Source organism: Mycobacterium sp. URHB0021 (assembly GCF_054057895.1).
On sequence record NZ_JBSRZT010000002.1, the window covers coordinates 1,214,985 to 1,228,226 of the forward strand.

The 13,242-nt window shown below is 66.9% G+C and carries 11 protein-coding genes and 1 tRNA gene; 9 read left to right on the forward strand and 3 right to left on the reverse strand.

Annotated elements, in window-relative coordinates:
• Positions 1-20 precede the first annotated feature (20 nt).
• The 4 genes from ACVWWN_RS08190 to ACVWWN_RS08205 all read left to right on the forward strand — a co-directional run bounded on the left by ACVWWN_RS08190 (position 21) and on the right by ACVWWN_RS08205 (position 2,289).
• The gene (locus ACVWWN_RS08190) at positions 21-227 is read left to right on the forward strand and encodes a DUF4244 domain-containing protein (RefSeq protein ID WP_457143442.1); all 207 of its coding nucleotides are present in this window, start codon (positions 21-23) and stop codon (positions 225-227) included.
• The gene (locus ACVWWN_RS08195) at positions 224-550 is read left to right on the forward strand and encodes a TadE family type IV pilus minor pilin (RefSeq protein WP_457149051.1); all 327 of its coding nucleotides are present in this window, start codon (positions 224-226) and stop codon (positions 548-550) included. The genes ACVWWN_RS08190 and ACVWWN_RS08195 overlap by 4 nt, the downstream gene beginning before the upstream one ends.
• Complete coding sequence (locus ACVWWN_RS08200) at positions 498-893, forward strand: Rv3654c family TadE-like protein (RefSeq protein ID WP_457143443.1); 396 nt, start codon at positions 498-500, stop codon at positions 891-893. Before ACVWWN_RS08195 ends, ACVWWN_RS08200 begins: the two co-directional genes overlap by 53 nt.
• Before the next feature lie 250 nt (positions 894-1,143).
• On the forward strand, positions 1,144-2,289 hold the full coding sequence (locus tag ACVWWN_RS08205; protein WP_457143444.1) for a nitric oxide synthase oxygenase: 1,146 nt from the start codon (positions 1,144-1,146) through the stop codon (positions 2,287-2,289).
• Here ACVWWN_RS08205 and ACVWWN_RS08210 read toward each other — a convergent pair.
• On the reverse strand, positions 2,286-3,359 hold the full coding sequence (locus ACVWWN_RS08210; RefSeq protein WP_457143445.1) for a PAS domain-containing protein: 1,074 nt from the start codon (positions 3,357-3,359) through the stop codon (positions 2,286-2,288). The genes ACVWWN_RS08205 and ACVWWN_RS08210 overlap by 4 nt on opposite strands.
• Before the next feature lie 314 nt (positions 3,360-3,673).
• Positions 3,674-6,013, reverse strand: a complete 2,340-nt coding sequence (locus ACVWWN_RS08215) for a DEAD/DEAH box helicase (RefSeq protein ID WP_457143446.1) — start codon at positions 6,011-6,013, stop codon at positions 3,674-3,676.
• 276 nt (positions 6,014-6,289) lie between these two features.
• Here ACVWWN_RS08215 and ACVWWN_RS08220 point away from each other — a divergent pair, with 276 nt between their 5' ends.
• The 3 genes from ACVWWN_RS08220 to topA all read left to right on the forward strand — a co-directional run bounded on the left by ACVWWN_RS08220 (position 6,290) and on the right by topA (position 10,139).
• On the forward strand, positions 6,290-6,493 hold the full coding sequence (locus ACVWWN_RS08220; protein ID WP_457143447.1) for a cold-shock protein: 204 nt from the start codon (positions 6,290-6,292) through the stop codon (positions 6,491-6,493).
• 130 nt (positions 6,494-6,623) lie between these two features.
• Positions 6,624-7,214 carry a hypothetical protein gene (locus ACVWWN_RS08225; protein WP_457143448.1) on the forward strand — a complete coding sequence of 197 codons (591 nt, stop codon included), beginning with the start codon at positions 6,624-6,626 and terminating at the stop codon, positions 7,212-7,214.
• Positions 7,215-7,352: 138 nt separating this feature from the next.
• A complete protein-coding gene (gene topA, locus ACVWWN_RS08230; protein ID WP_457143449.1) occupies positions 7,353-10,139 on the forward strand; it encodes a type I DNA topoisomerase in 2,787 nt (928 codons plus the stop codon).
• Positions 10,140-10,157: 18 nt separating this feature from the next.
• Here the strand turns inward: topA and ACVWWN_RS08235 are convergent, their stop codons facing one another.
• On the reverse strand, positions 10,158-11,777 hold the full coding sequence (locus ACVWWN_RS08235) for an adenylate/guanylate cyclase domain-containing protein (protein WP_457143450.1): 1,620 nt from the start codon (positions 11,775-11,777) through the stop codon (positions 10,158-10,160).
• Between the two features lie 82 nt (positions 11,778-11,859).
• Here ACVWWN_RS08235 and ACVWWN_RS08240 point away from each other — a divergent pair, with 82 nt between their 5' ends.
• Positions 11,860-13,068: a DNA polymerase III subunit delta' gene (locus ACVWWN_RS08240; protein WP_457143451.1), complete on the forward strand. Its 1,209-nt coding sequence runs from the start codon at positions 11,860-11,862 to the stop codon at positions 13,066-13,068.
• Positions 13,069-13,153: 85 nt separating this feature from the next.
• Positions 13,154-13,226 (forward strand) — tRNA-Thr (locus ACVWWN_RS08245).
• Positions 13,227-13,242 lie beyond the last annotated feature (16 nt).

Below are 13,242 nucleotides of genomic sequence, written 5' to 3' on the forward strand. Positions count from 1 at the left end.
CAGATAAATGAGGAGGAAACATGTTGGGCGCAGACAGAATTCGAGCACTGAAGGACCGGTTGACCCTGCTGGCCGTGGACCAGACGGGGATGTCCACCGTCGAGTACGCGATCGGCACCATCGCAGCGGCCGCCTTTGGCGCCATCTTGTACACGGTGATCACCGGCGACTCGATCGTGAGCGCGTTGACCAACATCATCACCCGGGCGCTGAACACCAACGTCTGACCGATGACGCCGGCGGAGTCACCGTCGAGGCGGCGTTCGCGATCGCAGCACTCGTGGTGGTGCTACTCGTCTGTGTGGCGGGGCTCACGGCGGTGTCGATGCAAGTTCGGTGCGTCGACGCCGCCAGAGAGGCGGCCAGGCTCGCGGCGCGCGGTGATGACGCGTCGGCCGCGGCGCAGCGCATCGCACCAGATGGCGCGGCGCTCCACCTGCGCAACGACGGTGGCTTCGTCATTGCGACCATTACGGCGCGATCGACGCTTCTACCGGGTGTCACCGTCGCGGCGGAGGCGGTGGCTGCCATCGAGCCCGGCGTCGGCTGAACAGGGTTCGGCCACCCTGGTGGCCGTCGCGATGATCACCGTCCTGCTGACGGTGACGGTCGGCGCGGTTCTCGTCGGCACGGCCGTCGTCGCCCGGCACCGCGCGCAGGCGGCCGCCGACCTCGCCTCGCTTGCGGGCGCCGCACGGCTGGCCGCCGGTGCCCAAGCCGCATGTGCGCAAGCCACCGCGGTAGCACGCGCCATGCAGACCTCGCTGGCGAACTGTGTCGTCGAGGACCTCGACGTGATCGTCTCGGTCGACGTCGCGGTCGGGCTGGGACGGCTCGAGCTGGGTCCGGCACGCGCCGCCGCTCGGGCCGGACCATCCGATACGCCCGGTTGACCGGTTGCCTGCTGTGCGTCAGCGCCAGGGCCACTGTGAACATCCTGCCGACTCCTGCGTAGTGGTCGACAAGCCGGAAATGTTGGTATAAAGGCAACTTCGCTCTTCAGCGGTATGACGAGACACAACTAACACCGAATTCGGGACTCCTACGGGCACACCTCGGCATTCCCTTGGCGTTGGAGTGAGAGGGCGTTCAGGCCTTCAGGCCGCCAATGCCTCGAATCTGAGCAGTATCTGAGGAGATGTCATGGCCAACTTTTCGAGAGCGTATCTCGCGCAATGCCCACACGCCGGCGACAGGACCACACAGCCTGCGACCCGGGGGATTCCGGCGACGTTGCCCGCTCGTGAAATGGAAGCCGAGGCATTGGCCCTCCTTGAAAGCGACATCGTCGCCGCATCCCCGGGCCGGGTATCGTCGGTGCGGACGGCAATCCGCAGCCGCGGAAGCTATCTGCAGACATACGACGAACTGCTTGCCGGCGCACGCCTGGCGTGGCGCAATCACAGCAGATGCGTGGGCCGCGCGATCTGGCACACGCTGGAACTACGGGACGCCCGACACGTCCGAACGGCTGATGATGTTGCCGCCGAATGCATCACGCATCTGACGGAGTCCACGAACGGTGGGAAGTTGCGTCCGACGATCACCGTCTTCGCCGAACCCGACAACGGGCCGGCCATCAGCATCGTGAACAGGCAACTCATCGGCTACGCCGGCTATCGGCGCGAAGACAGATTCATCGGCGACCCGGCCAACGTCGAGTTGACCGATCTCGCCATCGAACTGGGCTGGTCGGCACCCCACGGCAGGTTTGACGTCCTTCCGCTGATCCTGTCAGTCGACGGGGAGCTGTCCTGGTACCCCGTCCCCGAGAGCGCCGTACTGCGCATTGCGCTGAGCCATCCGGACTACCCGCACATCGCCGACCTCGGCCTCACCTGGCACGCGAATCCCGCCGTCAGCAACATGATTCTCGCCTCGGGCGGCCTGCGTTATCCGGCGGCACCGTTCACCGGCTGGTTCGTGGCCACCGAGATCGGTGCCCGTGACCTTGTCGACCACGATCGCTACGATCAACTCGACAATGTGGCCGACGCGGTCGGTTTGAGCCGCGGTCGCAACGATCTGTGGCGGGACCGCGCGATGGTGATCCTCACTGAAGCGGTCATGCACAGTTTTGCACAAGCCGGAGTGACCATCACCGATCATCATCGAGTGGGGCGGCAGTTCGCCAACTTCGTCAACCGCGAAGAGAATTGCGGACGCGATGTTCCCACCGACTGGTCGTGGGTGAATCCTCCGATGTCGGCCAGCGCCGTTCCGACCTTCCACCGGCTGTACGAGGATCCGGATCCGGCTCCGGTACCCAACTTCTTTCGCCGGGACTAGCCGGCTGTGTGCGAGGGCGGCCATGACTTGGCCGCTTTAGCCTTGCGTGGGTTGGCCTTTCGTTTCTTCGAAGGCTTCTCGTCATCGGTGGGTACCCGCAACGACACCAGCCCGGCGACCGTCTTCGCGTCGAGCTCGACGCGGTAGATGGTGACGTGCACCGGTGGCCAGCCGCCGTCATTGGCGCGCAGCCGCAACACGCCCGAGGTCCCTCCGGTCCCGAACTCGATTGTCATCTTCGCCATCTGAGGGGCGTCGTCAGGGTGAACGACCGAATCGCCTGTCGCACGGGCACGCCAGTCGTAGAACGGGGCGGGCTCGTCCAGCCACTTGAGCAGCTTCCAATTCTGGAGGTCGACCAGCGCGCGGTGCACACCGGGTTCTGCCAGACCGGCGAGAATTCGTTCGGCCAATCCGTCGTGCGGGACCGTCGACGCCTCCCGATCGCATCGCCAGTTCATCGCCCGGCAGATCAGCCGCTCCGAACCGTCATCGTCCTCCTCCAGCTGCACCCGGGCCACCCAGCCCACGGTGACCCGCCGGCCATCGAAGTCGGTGACATCCCAGGTACTGGAGAAGTTGATGCCGGGTTCGGGCTTCATCAACATCGCTAGCACCTTGGCCTCGCCCGGATTGAGGTCCCGCATCGGCAGATCCTCGGCGAACGCCCGGCCGTCCGTGGCTTCCTTATCGGGGTCACGTCCGCTGTTCAGCAAGGACTCCCGGGTGTCGGTTGCCACGCCGTTGGTCAGGTCCCAGATCAAGGGGCCGGGGATCGGACGCTCGGGCGGGTCGACGCCCGGCGGACCCAACCATACGTGCACGCCGTGGATTCGGCCGTCGGTCATTTGGATGACCTCGGTACGGATTACGCGGTCGTGTTTCGGGGTGATGCTGCTCAGCCCGGTTCCGCCGCGCACAGTTTCGCTGATCGCGGTCTGAATCGCCATCAGATTCGGATTTCGCCGCAGAAACGCGCTGATTGGCGCAAGATTCTTGGTTTGGGTTCCCTGTGCGACCACGACAGGCTCGGTGCCCAGTGTCTCCACGAGCAGCCAGTCGTGGGTCATGAACGCATTTTAGCTGGATATCGTTTGCGGACCAGGCGCCGGACGAGGCAACGGAATCCGTAGATCTATGGTCTATACCGTTGGATAGTTGCTTCTGGCAAACGATGAGTGGGTTGCGATCACCCCTCCCATTAGGTAGTTTTCGTTTGCATCCTACTTATGGGTTTGGAAACGGATCGCGTTGTTGGGCCGTTTGCCGCGCGTCTGGGTCCTGCGTCGGACTTCGGCGTCAAAGGGCTCCGGCCGCGGATGGGTGGGGGCGACCGTCGAGGGGTCGGTCGCCCCCTCTCCCGTGTTTTGGAAGCACCGCGTCTTCACGGTGTCCGGTACGCAAGCCGATCGACCACCAGCCGCAACACCCGCACCGCACCCTCTTTGTCGAGCGGATCGTTGCCGTTGCCGCATTTGGGTGACTGAACGCAGGACGGGCAGCCCGCCGGGCATTCACAGGCCTCGATCGCCGCGGCGGTCGCTGCCCACCAGGTGTCGATCTGGCGAAAACCGCGATCGGAGAACCCGGCGCCGCCCGGGTAGCCGTCGTAGACGAATATCGTCGGCAGCCCGTCCACCGGCCCGACCGCCGTGGAGACCCCGCCGATGTCGCCGCGGTCGCAGCTGGCGACCAACGGCAGCAGGCCGATCGCCGCATGTTCCGCCGCGTGCAGCGCCCCGGGTACCCGTAGCAAATCGATCCCGTTGTGCTGCAACGCCTCCGGTGTGATGGTGCACATCACCGCCGCGGTGTCCAAGGTGCGCGTCGGCATGTCCAGCTCGACGAAATCGATCACCTCGCCATCAAGCCGCCGCCGCAGATAGCCGATCACCGTGTTGGACACCGAGACCGGTACCAGCCCAACTGTCACCGGGCCGTAGGTCTTTCGCTCGCCTTCGCCGGTGACCGTGATGTCGGTCAGCTCGCGGGCGAAGGTCGTGTATCCGGGATCCTCGCCGTGCACGAACGCGATGCCCTCCTCGAAGTCCAGCGTATCCACCACATAGCTCTCACCCTGGTGCAGATAGACCGCACCGGGATGGATGGACGCCGATGCCTGACCGACGCCCGCGCTGCCGAGCATCCGCCCCGTTTCGGCCTCGAGGATGGCGATCTGCCCGCCCGACGAGCCGCGAATGTCCACCGCCGGATGTGGATCGATGCCGGGAGTGGGGAAGAAACCGTTGGCCCGCCGGCGAAGCAGGCCGTCGTCCACGAGGGCCTCCGCGACCGCCTCCGCATTCCACACCCGCACTTCGGCTTCTGTCAGGGGAAGCTCGGTCGCCGCACAGAGCAACTGCGGGCCGAGCACATAGGGATTGGCCGGATCGATCACCACGCGTTCGATCGGCTTGTCCAACAGCGCCGCCGGATGATGGACCAGATAGGTGTCCAAGGGGTCGTCGCGTGCAATGAGCACAATCAGTGCACTTTGCCCACGACGGCCGGACCGTCCGGCCTGCTGCCAGAACGACGTCACCGTGCCGGGAAAGCCGGCCAGGACCACCGCGTCCAGGCCCGCGATGTCGACGCCCAGTTCCAGGGCGTTGGTGGTGGCCAAGCCACGCAATTCGCCTTCGGCCAGAGCGCGTTCCAGGGCGCGCCGGTCCTCGGCCAGATAACCGGCCCGATAGGAGGCGATTCGATCGGCCAGCTCCGGAGCGACGTCCTCCAGGCGCGCCCGCGCGCCCAGCGCCGTCAACTCGGCGCCGCGTCGCGATCTGACGAATGTCAGCGTCCGGGCGCCTTCCGCGATCAGATCGGCCATCACCCGCGCCGCCTCGGCGCCCGCGGAACGTCTTACCGGTGCCCCGTTTTCGCCCACGATGTCGTCACGAAGCGCCGGCTCCCACAGTGCGACCGTCCGCGCGCCCTGTGGCGATCCGTCCTCGGTCACTTCTGCGACGGTCTGGCCGATGAGCTCCGAAGCAGTGGCCGCCGGCTGCGCCGTCGTCGCACTGGCGAGGATCACCGTGGGCATCGAGGCGGCCGCTGAGTACCGCGTGCACAGCCGCAACAGACGCCGAAGAACCATCGCGACATTCGACCCGAAAATGCCGCGGTAATAGTGGCATTCGTCGACGACGACGAACTTCAGATTGCGCAGGAACACCGCCCAACGAGCGTGGTTTCGCAGCAGCGACAAATGGATCATGTCGGGATTGGAGAAGATCCACCGCGACCGTTCGCGCGCGAACCGGCGGACGTCGGCAGGGCTGTCTCCGTCATACGAGCTCGGGGCGACGTCATGAAGGCCGGGCACGGCTTCGGTGAGCGCGATCGCCGTACGCAGCTGATCGTGCCCCAGCGCCTTGGTCGGTGACAGGTAGAGGATCCGGGCCCGCGAGTTTTCCTTCAGTGCCGTCAATATCGGCAGCTGGTAGGCCATCGACTTACCCGAGGCGGTACCCGTGCTGAGAATGACGTGGCGCCCGCCGCGGGCCAACTCGGCCGTCGTGAGTTGATGCGACCAAGGAGCCTCGACGCCGCGATCGCGGAACGCCCGCACCACATCTGGGTCCGCCCATTGCGGCCAGGAACGCGGGCGTCCCTGGCGTGGCGGTAGATCCGTGACGTGGCGCAGGGGCCGTTCGTCGGGATCGGTGCCCTCGACGGCGCAGGCGAGCAGCTCGCGGCCGAAATTCGACCCCAAATCCGCCATCGCTCGCCTCCTGGAACCCGTGCTGGATGAATTGTTCCCCACTTGATCGCGTCGAGACTGTCGCGGCAGCCCCGAACATGATTGACTAGCTGCGGTCGCAGCTTCTGTGTTCGTGTATTCGCACCCGCAGGATCGACGTTGCGATCGCGGTTCCTGCGAGGGTTGTAGGTCGGGTCGAGTTCCGACGACTCCACGAAGGTATAGCGGTCGGAACGGGCCCGGTACACCGGAAGTCGGTGGACCGCTCCCGGTGAGAAGAGAAGGAAAGTACGAAAGATGGCACAGGGAACTGTGAAGTGGTTCAACGCGGAGAAGGGCTTCGGCTTTATCGCCCCCGAGGACGGCTCCGCCGACGTTTTTGTCCACTACACGGAAATTCAGGGCAGCGGCTTCCGCACCCTTGAGGAAAATCAGAAGGTCGAGTTCGAGGTCGGCCAGAGCCCCAAGGGGCCGCAGGCCACGGGTGTTCGGACCATCTGAGCCAAGCCAGCCAATAAAGACCTCGAAAACTCCCCGCCTCATCCGTTACCGACGAGGCGGGGCGTTTCGTTTTGAGGTGTCCGCGGCCCGCCGACTGCTCAGTCGCCCGCGGCTGGCTTAATGTCGTTCCGTGAGCCAGCTGTCCTTCTTCTCGGCTGAGTCGGTGCCGCCCGCGGTCGCCGACCTGACGGGGCTGCTGGCCGCGCCGGGTCAGGTGGTCCTGGTGGGCAGCCCCAGCGATCAGCGGGCGCGGCTGTCGGTCGTCGTGGATGCCTTGTGGCGGGCCCAGGCGCTGGCCGAGATGATCTCCGAGGCTGGCCTGGAGCCGGAGATCGGCCGCACCGACGAGAAGACGCCTCTGGTGCGCACAGCCGCCGATCACCGGCTGGTGTCGATCGCGGCTCAGTGGACGCGGGGGGCGGTCAAGACGGTGCCGCCGCAGTGGCTGCCCGGCCCGCGGGAATTGCGGGTCTGGACCCTGGCCGCCGGCGCCCCGGAGGCCGACCGGTATCTGCTCGGGCTCGACCCGCACGCGCCGGACACCCATTCGCCGCTGGCGTCGGCACTAATGCGAGTCGGGATCGCGCCCACCCTCATCGGCACCAGAGGGTCCAGTCCGGCGCTTCGAATCAGCGGTCGTCGACGGCTATCGCGCCTGGTAGAGAACGTCGGGGAACCTCCGGGTGATGTTGACGCGTTCGCGCTATGGCCCCGCACTTAGCGACCCGTCGGCTGGGGGCCAGTTTGCGTCGGGTCGCCCGGGGTGCGAAATTGTCAGTTGCCAGCGAGTCCGGATCGAGCGCCGAGGCGTTATATATCTAGACCTGATGGCAACAGAAGAAGTGGAGCGTAGGCAGAGGTGGCTGACGGGGACCGCAACAGCGGCCGCAATGGAAACGTGCGGCGGCTCGTCATTGTCGAGTCGCCTACTAAAGCACGAAAAATAGCCGGCTACCTGGGCTCCAACTACATCGTCGAGTCTTCCCGCGGCCACATCCGCGACCTGCCGCGGGCCGCCGCCGACGTACCGGCGAAGTACAAAGCTGAACCGTGGGCGCGACTCGGCGTCAACGTCGATGACGACTTCGAACCGCTCTACATCATCAGCCCGGACAAAAAGGGCACGGTCGCGGAGCTGAAAGACCTGCTCAAGGGCGTCGATGAGCTCTATCTGGCCACAGATGGGGACCGTGAGGGCGAGGCCATCGCCTGGCATCTCCTCGAGACGCTCAAGCCCCGGATCCCGGTCAAGCGGATGGTGTTCCACGAAATCACCGAGCCGGCCATCCGCGCCGCCGCGGAGGACCCCCGCGATCTGGACAACGACCTGGTCGACGCGCAGGAGACGCGGCGCATCCTGGACCGCCTCTACGGCTACGAGGTCAGTCCGGTGCTCTGGAAGAAGGTCGCGCCGAAGCTGTCCGCGGGTCGGGTGCAGTCGGTGGCGACGCGCATCATCGTGTCGCGGGAACGGGAACGCATGGCGTTCCGCAGCGCCGGCTACTGGGACGTCACCGCCGAACTCGATGCCAGCGTGTCCGATGCGCAGGCTTCGCCGCCCAGGTTCACCGCGAAGCTCAACACCGTCGACGGGCGCCGGGTGGCGACCGGACGCGACTTCGACTCGCTCGGCGCGGTCCGCAAGCCCGATGAGGTGCTGGTGCTCGACCAGGCTTCGGCGACCGCGCTGGTCGGCGGCCTGCGCGGCGCGCAACTCACGGTCTCGTCGGTGGAGCAGAAGCCCTACACCCGTCGGCCGTACGCGCCGTTCATGACCTCGACGCTGCAGCAGGAGGCGGGCCGCAAGCTGCGCTTCTCCTCCGAACGCACGATGAGCATCGCCCAACGGCTCTACGAGAACGGCTACATCACCTATATGCGTACCGACTCGACCACGCTGTCGGAGTCGGCCATCGGTGCGGCGCGCAATCAGGCCCGTCAGCTCTACGGCGAGGAATACGTGCACCCGTCGCCGCGCCAGTACACCCGCAAGGTCAAGAACGCGCAGGAGGCACACGAGGCCATCCGCCCGGCCGGCGACGTGTTCCAGACCCCGGGCCAGCTGCACAGCGCCCTGGACACCGACGAGTTCCGGCTCTACGAGCTGATCTGGCAGCGCACGGTGGCCTCGCAGATGGCCGACGCGCGCGGCACCACCCTCTCCCTTCGCATTTCGGGTGCCGCGACGTCCGGCGAGCAGGTCGTGTTCAACGCCAGCGGCCGCACCATCACGTTCGCGGGGTTCCTCAAGGCCTACGTCGAGAGCATCGACGAGCAGGCCGGCGGCGAGGCCGACGACGCCGAGAGCAGGCTGCCGAACCTGACCCAGGGCCAGCGTGTGGACGCCACGGATCTGACCGCCGACGGCCACAACACCAGCCCACCCGCGCGCTACACCGAGGCGTCGCTGATCAAGGCGCTCGAAGACCTCGGCATCGGCAGGCCGTCGACCTACAGCTCGATCATCAAGACGATCCAGGACCGTGGGTACGTGCACAAGAAGGGCAGCGCGCTGGTCCCGTCGTGGGTGGCGTTCGCTGTGACCGGATTGCTGGAGCAGCACTTCGGCCGGCTGGTCGACTACGACTTCACCGCCGCCATGGAAGACGAGCTCGACGAGATCGCTGCGGGTAACGAACGACGCACCAACTGGCTCAACAACTTCTACTTCGGCGGCGAGCACGGGGTGGAGGGTTCCATCGCCCGGGCAGGCGGGCTCAAGAAGCTCGTCGGTGGCAATCTCGAAGAGATCGACGCGCGATTGGTCAACTCCATCAAGCTGTTCGACGACGAGCAGGGCCGGGCGATCAACGTGCGAGTCGGCCGCAACGGCCCGTATCTCGAGCGGATGGTGGCCGGCGACGACGGTGAGCTTACTCCGCAGCGGGCCAACCTCAGCGACGATCTGACGCCCGACGAATTGACGCTCGAGCTTGCCGAAAAAGCCTTCGCGACACCGCAAGAGGGCCGATCGCTGGGTATCGATCCGGTCACCGGCCATGAGATCCTGGCCAAGGATGGCCGCTACGGTCCATACGTCACCGAGGTGCTGCCCGAACCGCCCGAGCCCGAGGACGGCGCACCGGCCAAGAAGGGCAAGAAGCCGACCGGCCCCAAGCCGCGCACCGGCTCGCTGCTGCGCACGATGGACCTGGAGACGGTGACCCTCGAGGACGCGCTACGGCTGCTCTCACTGCCGCGGCTCGTCGGAGTCGATCCCACCAACGGTGAGGAGATCACCGCGCAGAACGGCCGCTACGGCCCATACCTCAAGCGCGGCACCGATTCCCGATCGTTGGCCACCGAAGAGCAGATGTTCGACATCACCCTCGACGAAGCGCTGAAGATCTATGCGGAGCCGAAACGTCGTGCGGGACAACGCGCTTCGACGCCGCCGCTGCGCGAGTTGGGCAACGATCCGGCGAGTGGCAGCCCAATGGTCATCAAGGACGGCCGGTTCGGTCCCTACGTCACCGACGGCGAGACCAACGCCAGCCTGCGCAAGGGCGACGACGTGTTGTCGATCACCGATGAGCGGGCCTCCGAACTGCTGGCCGAACGCCGTGCGCGCGGTCCGGTCAAGCGGACCAAGAAGGCCGCCGCAAAGAAAAAGGCCCCAGCCAAGAAGGCCGTCAAGAAGGCCTGAGCGCCGCCGCTCGGCCGATCAACGCGAGACGTCGCTGGAGACGTCCTCGGCGATGTCGCTGGGGACGTCGACGTCGCCGGGCAACATCAGGTTCAGCGGCCGGGCCAGCTGGGTCGGCACGATACGGCCGCGCAGTTCCACGATCTCGCCGACGTCCCAGCACAGCGCCTCGGCATCGAGTGCGCCGCTGACCGCGATGGCCGACGCCAGCACGTGACCGCTCTCGAGCTTGGCGAGTTCGGTGAGCCGGGCCGCCTCGTTGACCGGATCACCGATCACGGTGTACTCGAAGCGTGCCTGGGCGCCGATGTGTCCGGCGATGGCGCGTCCCGCGGACACCCCGATGCCGAAGTCGGTCTCGCCCAGCACCTTGATCAGGTCGTCGTGAAGCTCGCGGGAGGCCGCCAGCGCCGCACCGGACGCGTCGGGATGCTCGATCGGCGCACCGAAGATGGCCAGCGCGGCGTCGCCCTGGAACTTGTTGACGAACCCGCCGTGGCGGTTGACGGTGTCGACGACCACGCGGAAGAACTCGTTGAGCAGGCTGACGACATCGGCCGCCGCGATGGTCGCGGCCAGCTGCGTTGATCCGACGAGGTCGACGAAGAGCACCGCGACGTCCCGCTCCTGGCCGCCGAGTTCGGTGCCCCGCTCGAGCGCTCGACGGGCCACGTCCTCACCGACATAGCGGCCGAAGAGGTCGCGCAGCCGCTGCCGTTCGGCGAGGTCGCGCACCATGTCGTTGAACCCGGCCTGCAGCAGACCCAGCTCGCTGGCGTCGTAGATCTGCATGTGCGCGTTGTAGTTGCCGCGCTGGACTTCGCCGAGGGCCCAGCGCAATTGGCGCAGCGGGTCGGCGATCGACATCGCCACCAACACGGTGCCCGCCAATCCGATCACCAGCGCGGCGATCGCCAACAGCAAGATCGGTGTGGTGAGCTTTTCGGCCGGAGCGGTGAGAATCTCGAACTTGCTGGCCACCACCGCCAGCACGATCGCCAGGACCGGCACGGCCGTGGACAACACCCAGGTCAGCACCTGACGCTGGATCACCCCCGGCGCCCGGAAGTTCTCCGGTACGCCGCCGCGCAGGGCAGCCACCGCCACCGGGCGCAGCACCCGTTCGGACTGCAGATAGCCGATGATCGCCGTCGCCGTGGCGCCCAGCCCGGTGGCGACCGCCACCACGGGCGCAGATCTGCTGGCGACCGGCCAGCTGGCCACGATGAACACCACGGAGCCCAGCAGCCAGTTCGTCACGTTGATCACCGAGCGGTAGAACGGCATCTTCAGCGCGCGGCTGCGGGCCATTTCGGTGGCGGCCGGGTCGCGCTGACCCAGCAGGGTGTCACGGCGCTGCCAGCGCATCACGGGTATCAGCAGGCGCAGCGTCAGGTACGAACCGACGGTGAACGACAGAAACAGGTAGCCCAGGAAGATCGCCAGGTTGAAGGCGGGCAGATCCTGCAGCTGGATGCGGTCCTCCGGCGGCAACCCGAACCGCAGGAAGCCCAGCACCAGCAGCGCGCCGATGATGTCGGCCTGCAGCATGCCCAGCGTGAACACCGGCCACGGCGTGCGCGCTACCCACCGGACGAATGCGCTGATTCGCCCTGTCGGTACCGCTTCCGTCGCCATTCGTTAACCGTATCGGGCCGCACGGACCGGAACGGGCGGTGTGGGACTGACGTGTCGGTTCGCGTCACTACTGTTATGCACGATGGCCGGGGTTTTTTCGCGTCTGGTGGGTCAGGACGTCGTTGAAGCGGAATTGGTGGCTGCCGCACAGGCAGCCCGTGGTGACTCGGCTCACAATGCTGCTGCCACCGGGACCATGACCCACGCGTGGCTGGTCACTGGGCCGCCCGGTTCCGGCCGCTCGATCGCCGCGCTGTGCTTCGCCGCGGCCCTGCAGTGCACATCGGACGGCGTGCCGGGCTGCGGGCACTGCCGCGCCTGCACGACGACCATGGCGGGCACCCACGCCGATGTGCGGCGAATCATCCCGGAAGGGCTGTCGATCGGTGTGAGTGAGATGCGCAACATCGTGCAGATCGCATCCCGGCGGCCCGGCACCGGACGGTGGCAGATCGTGCTGATCGAGGACGCCGACCGGTTGACCGAGGGCGCGGCGAACGCGCTGCTCAAGGTCGTCGAGGAGCCGCCGCCGTCGACGGTGTTCCTGCTGTGTGCTCCGTCGGTGGATCCCGAGGACATCGCGATCACGCTGCGTTCCCGCTGTCGGCACGTGGCGCTGGTGACACCACCCGTCGAGGCGATCGCGCGGGTGCTGATCGAGGCCGACGGGCTGCCCGAGACGGAGGCCCGCTGGGCGGCGTCGGTCAGCGGCGGTCACGTCGGGCGCGCACGTCGGCTGGCCACCGACCAGGAGGCACGGCGGCGGCGTGAGCGGGCCCTCGGGCTGGCCAGGGAGGCGGCGACCCCGTCACGGGCCTATGCCGCGGCCGAGGAGTTGGTGGCAGCGGCCGAGTTGGAGGCCCGCTCGCTGACCGAGGATCGCAACGAGGCCGAGACCGAGGAACTGCGAACGGCCCTGGGCGCGGGCGGCACGGGCAAGGGCACCGCGGGCACACTCCGCGGCGCCACCGGGGCCATCAAAGACCTTGAGAAGCGACAGAAGTCGCGACAGACCCGCGCTTCACGCGATGCGCTGGACCGGGCCCTGATCGACCTGGCGACGTACTTCCGGGACGCGCTGCTGGTCGCGTCCGGCGCGGGCGCGGTCCGGGCCAACCATCCCGATATGGCCGACCGGGTCGCCGCAATGGCCGGCCACGCGTCCCCGGACAAGCTGCTGCGCTGCATCGAGGCCGTCCTGGAGTGCCGCGAGGCGCTCGCCACCAACGTCAAGCCGAAGTTCGCGGTCGATGCGATGGTGGCCACGGTCGGCCTCGCCCTGCGCGACTGACTTGGGCGGCCGCCGGGCGCTACCGTAGACTCACCACCGCCGTCGCAGGCACTTGGCTCCTCGCGCAAGCGCTCGTCGGCGGCGCGCCACCTTAGCTCAGTCGGTAGAGCGATTCACTCGTAATGAATAGGTCGGGGGTTCGATTCCCCCAGGTGGCTCCGTACTGCGCAGGGA

Bases quoted from the DNA above. Each gene is read 5' to 3' on its own strand.
- ACVWWN_RS08210 (WP_457143445.1), bottom strand. From the start codon at position 3,359: ATGACCCACGACTGGCTGCTCGTGGAGACACTGGGCACCGAGCCTGTC.
- ACVWWN_RS08190 (WP_457143442.1), top strand. From the start codon at position 21: ATGTTGGGCGCAGACAGAATTCGAGCACTGAAGGACCGGTTGACCCTG.
- ACVWWN_RS08205 (WP_457143444.1), top strand. From the start codon at position 1,144: ATGGCCAACTTTTCGAGAGCGTATCTCGCGCAATGCCCACACGCCGGC.
- ACVWWN_RS08215 (WP_457143446.1), bottom strand. From the start codon at position 6,013: ATGGCGGATTTGGGGTCGAATTTCGGCCGCGAGCTGCTCGCCTGCGCC.
- ACVWWN_RS08220 (WP_457143447.1), top strand. From the start codon at position 6,290: ATGGCACAGGGAACTGTGAAGTGGTTCAACGCGGAGAAGGGCTTCGGC.
- ACVWWN_RS08235 (WP_457143450.1), bottom strand. From the start codon at position 11,777: ATGGCGACGGAAGCGGTACCGACAGGGCGAATCAGCGCATTCGTCCGG.
- ACVWWN_RS08240 (WP_457143451.1), top strand. From the start codon at position 11,860: ATGGCCGGGGTTTTTTCGCGTCTGGTGGGTCAGGACGTCGTTGAAGCG.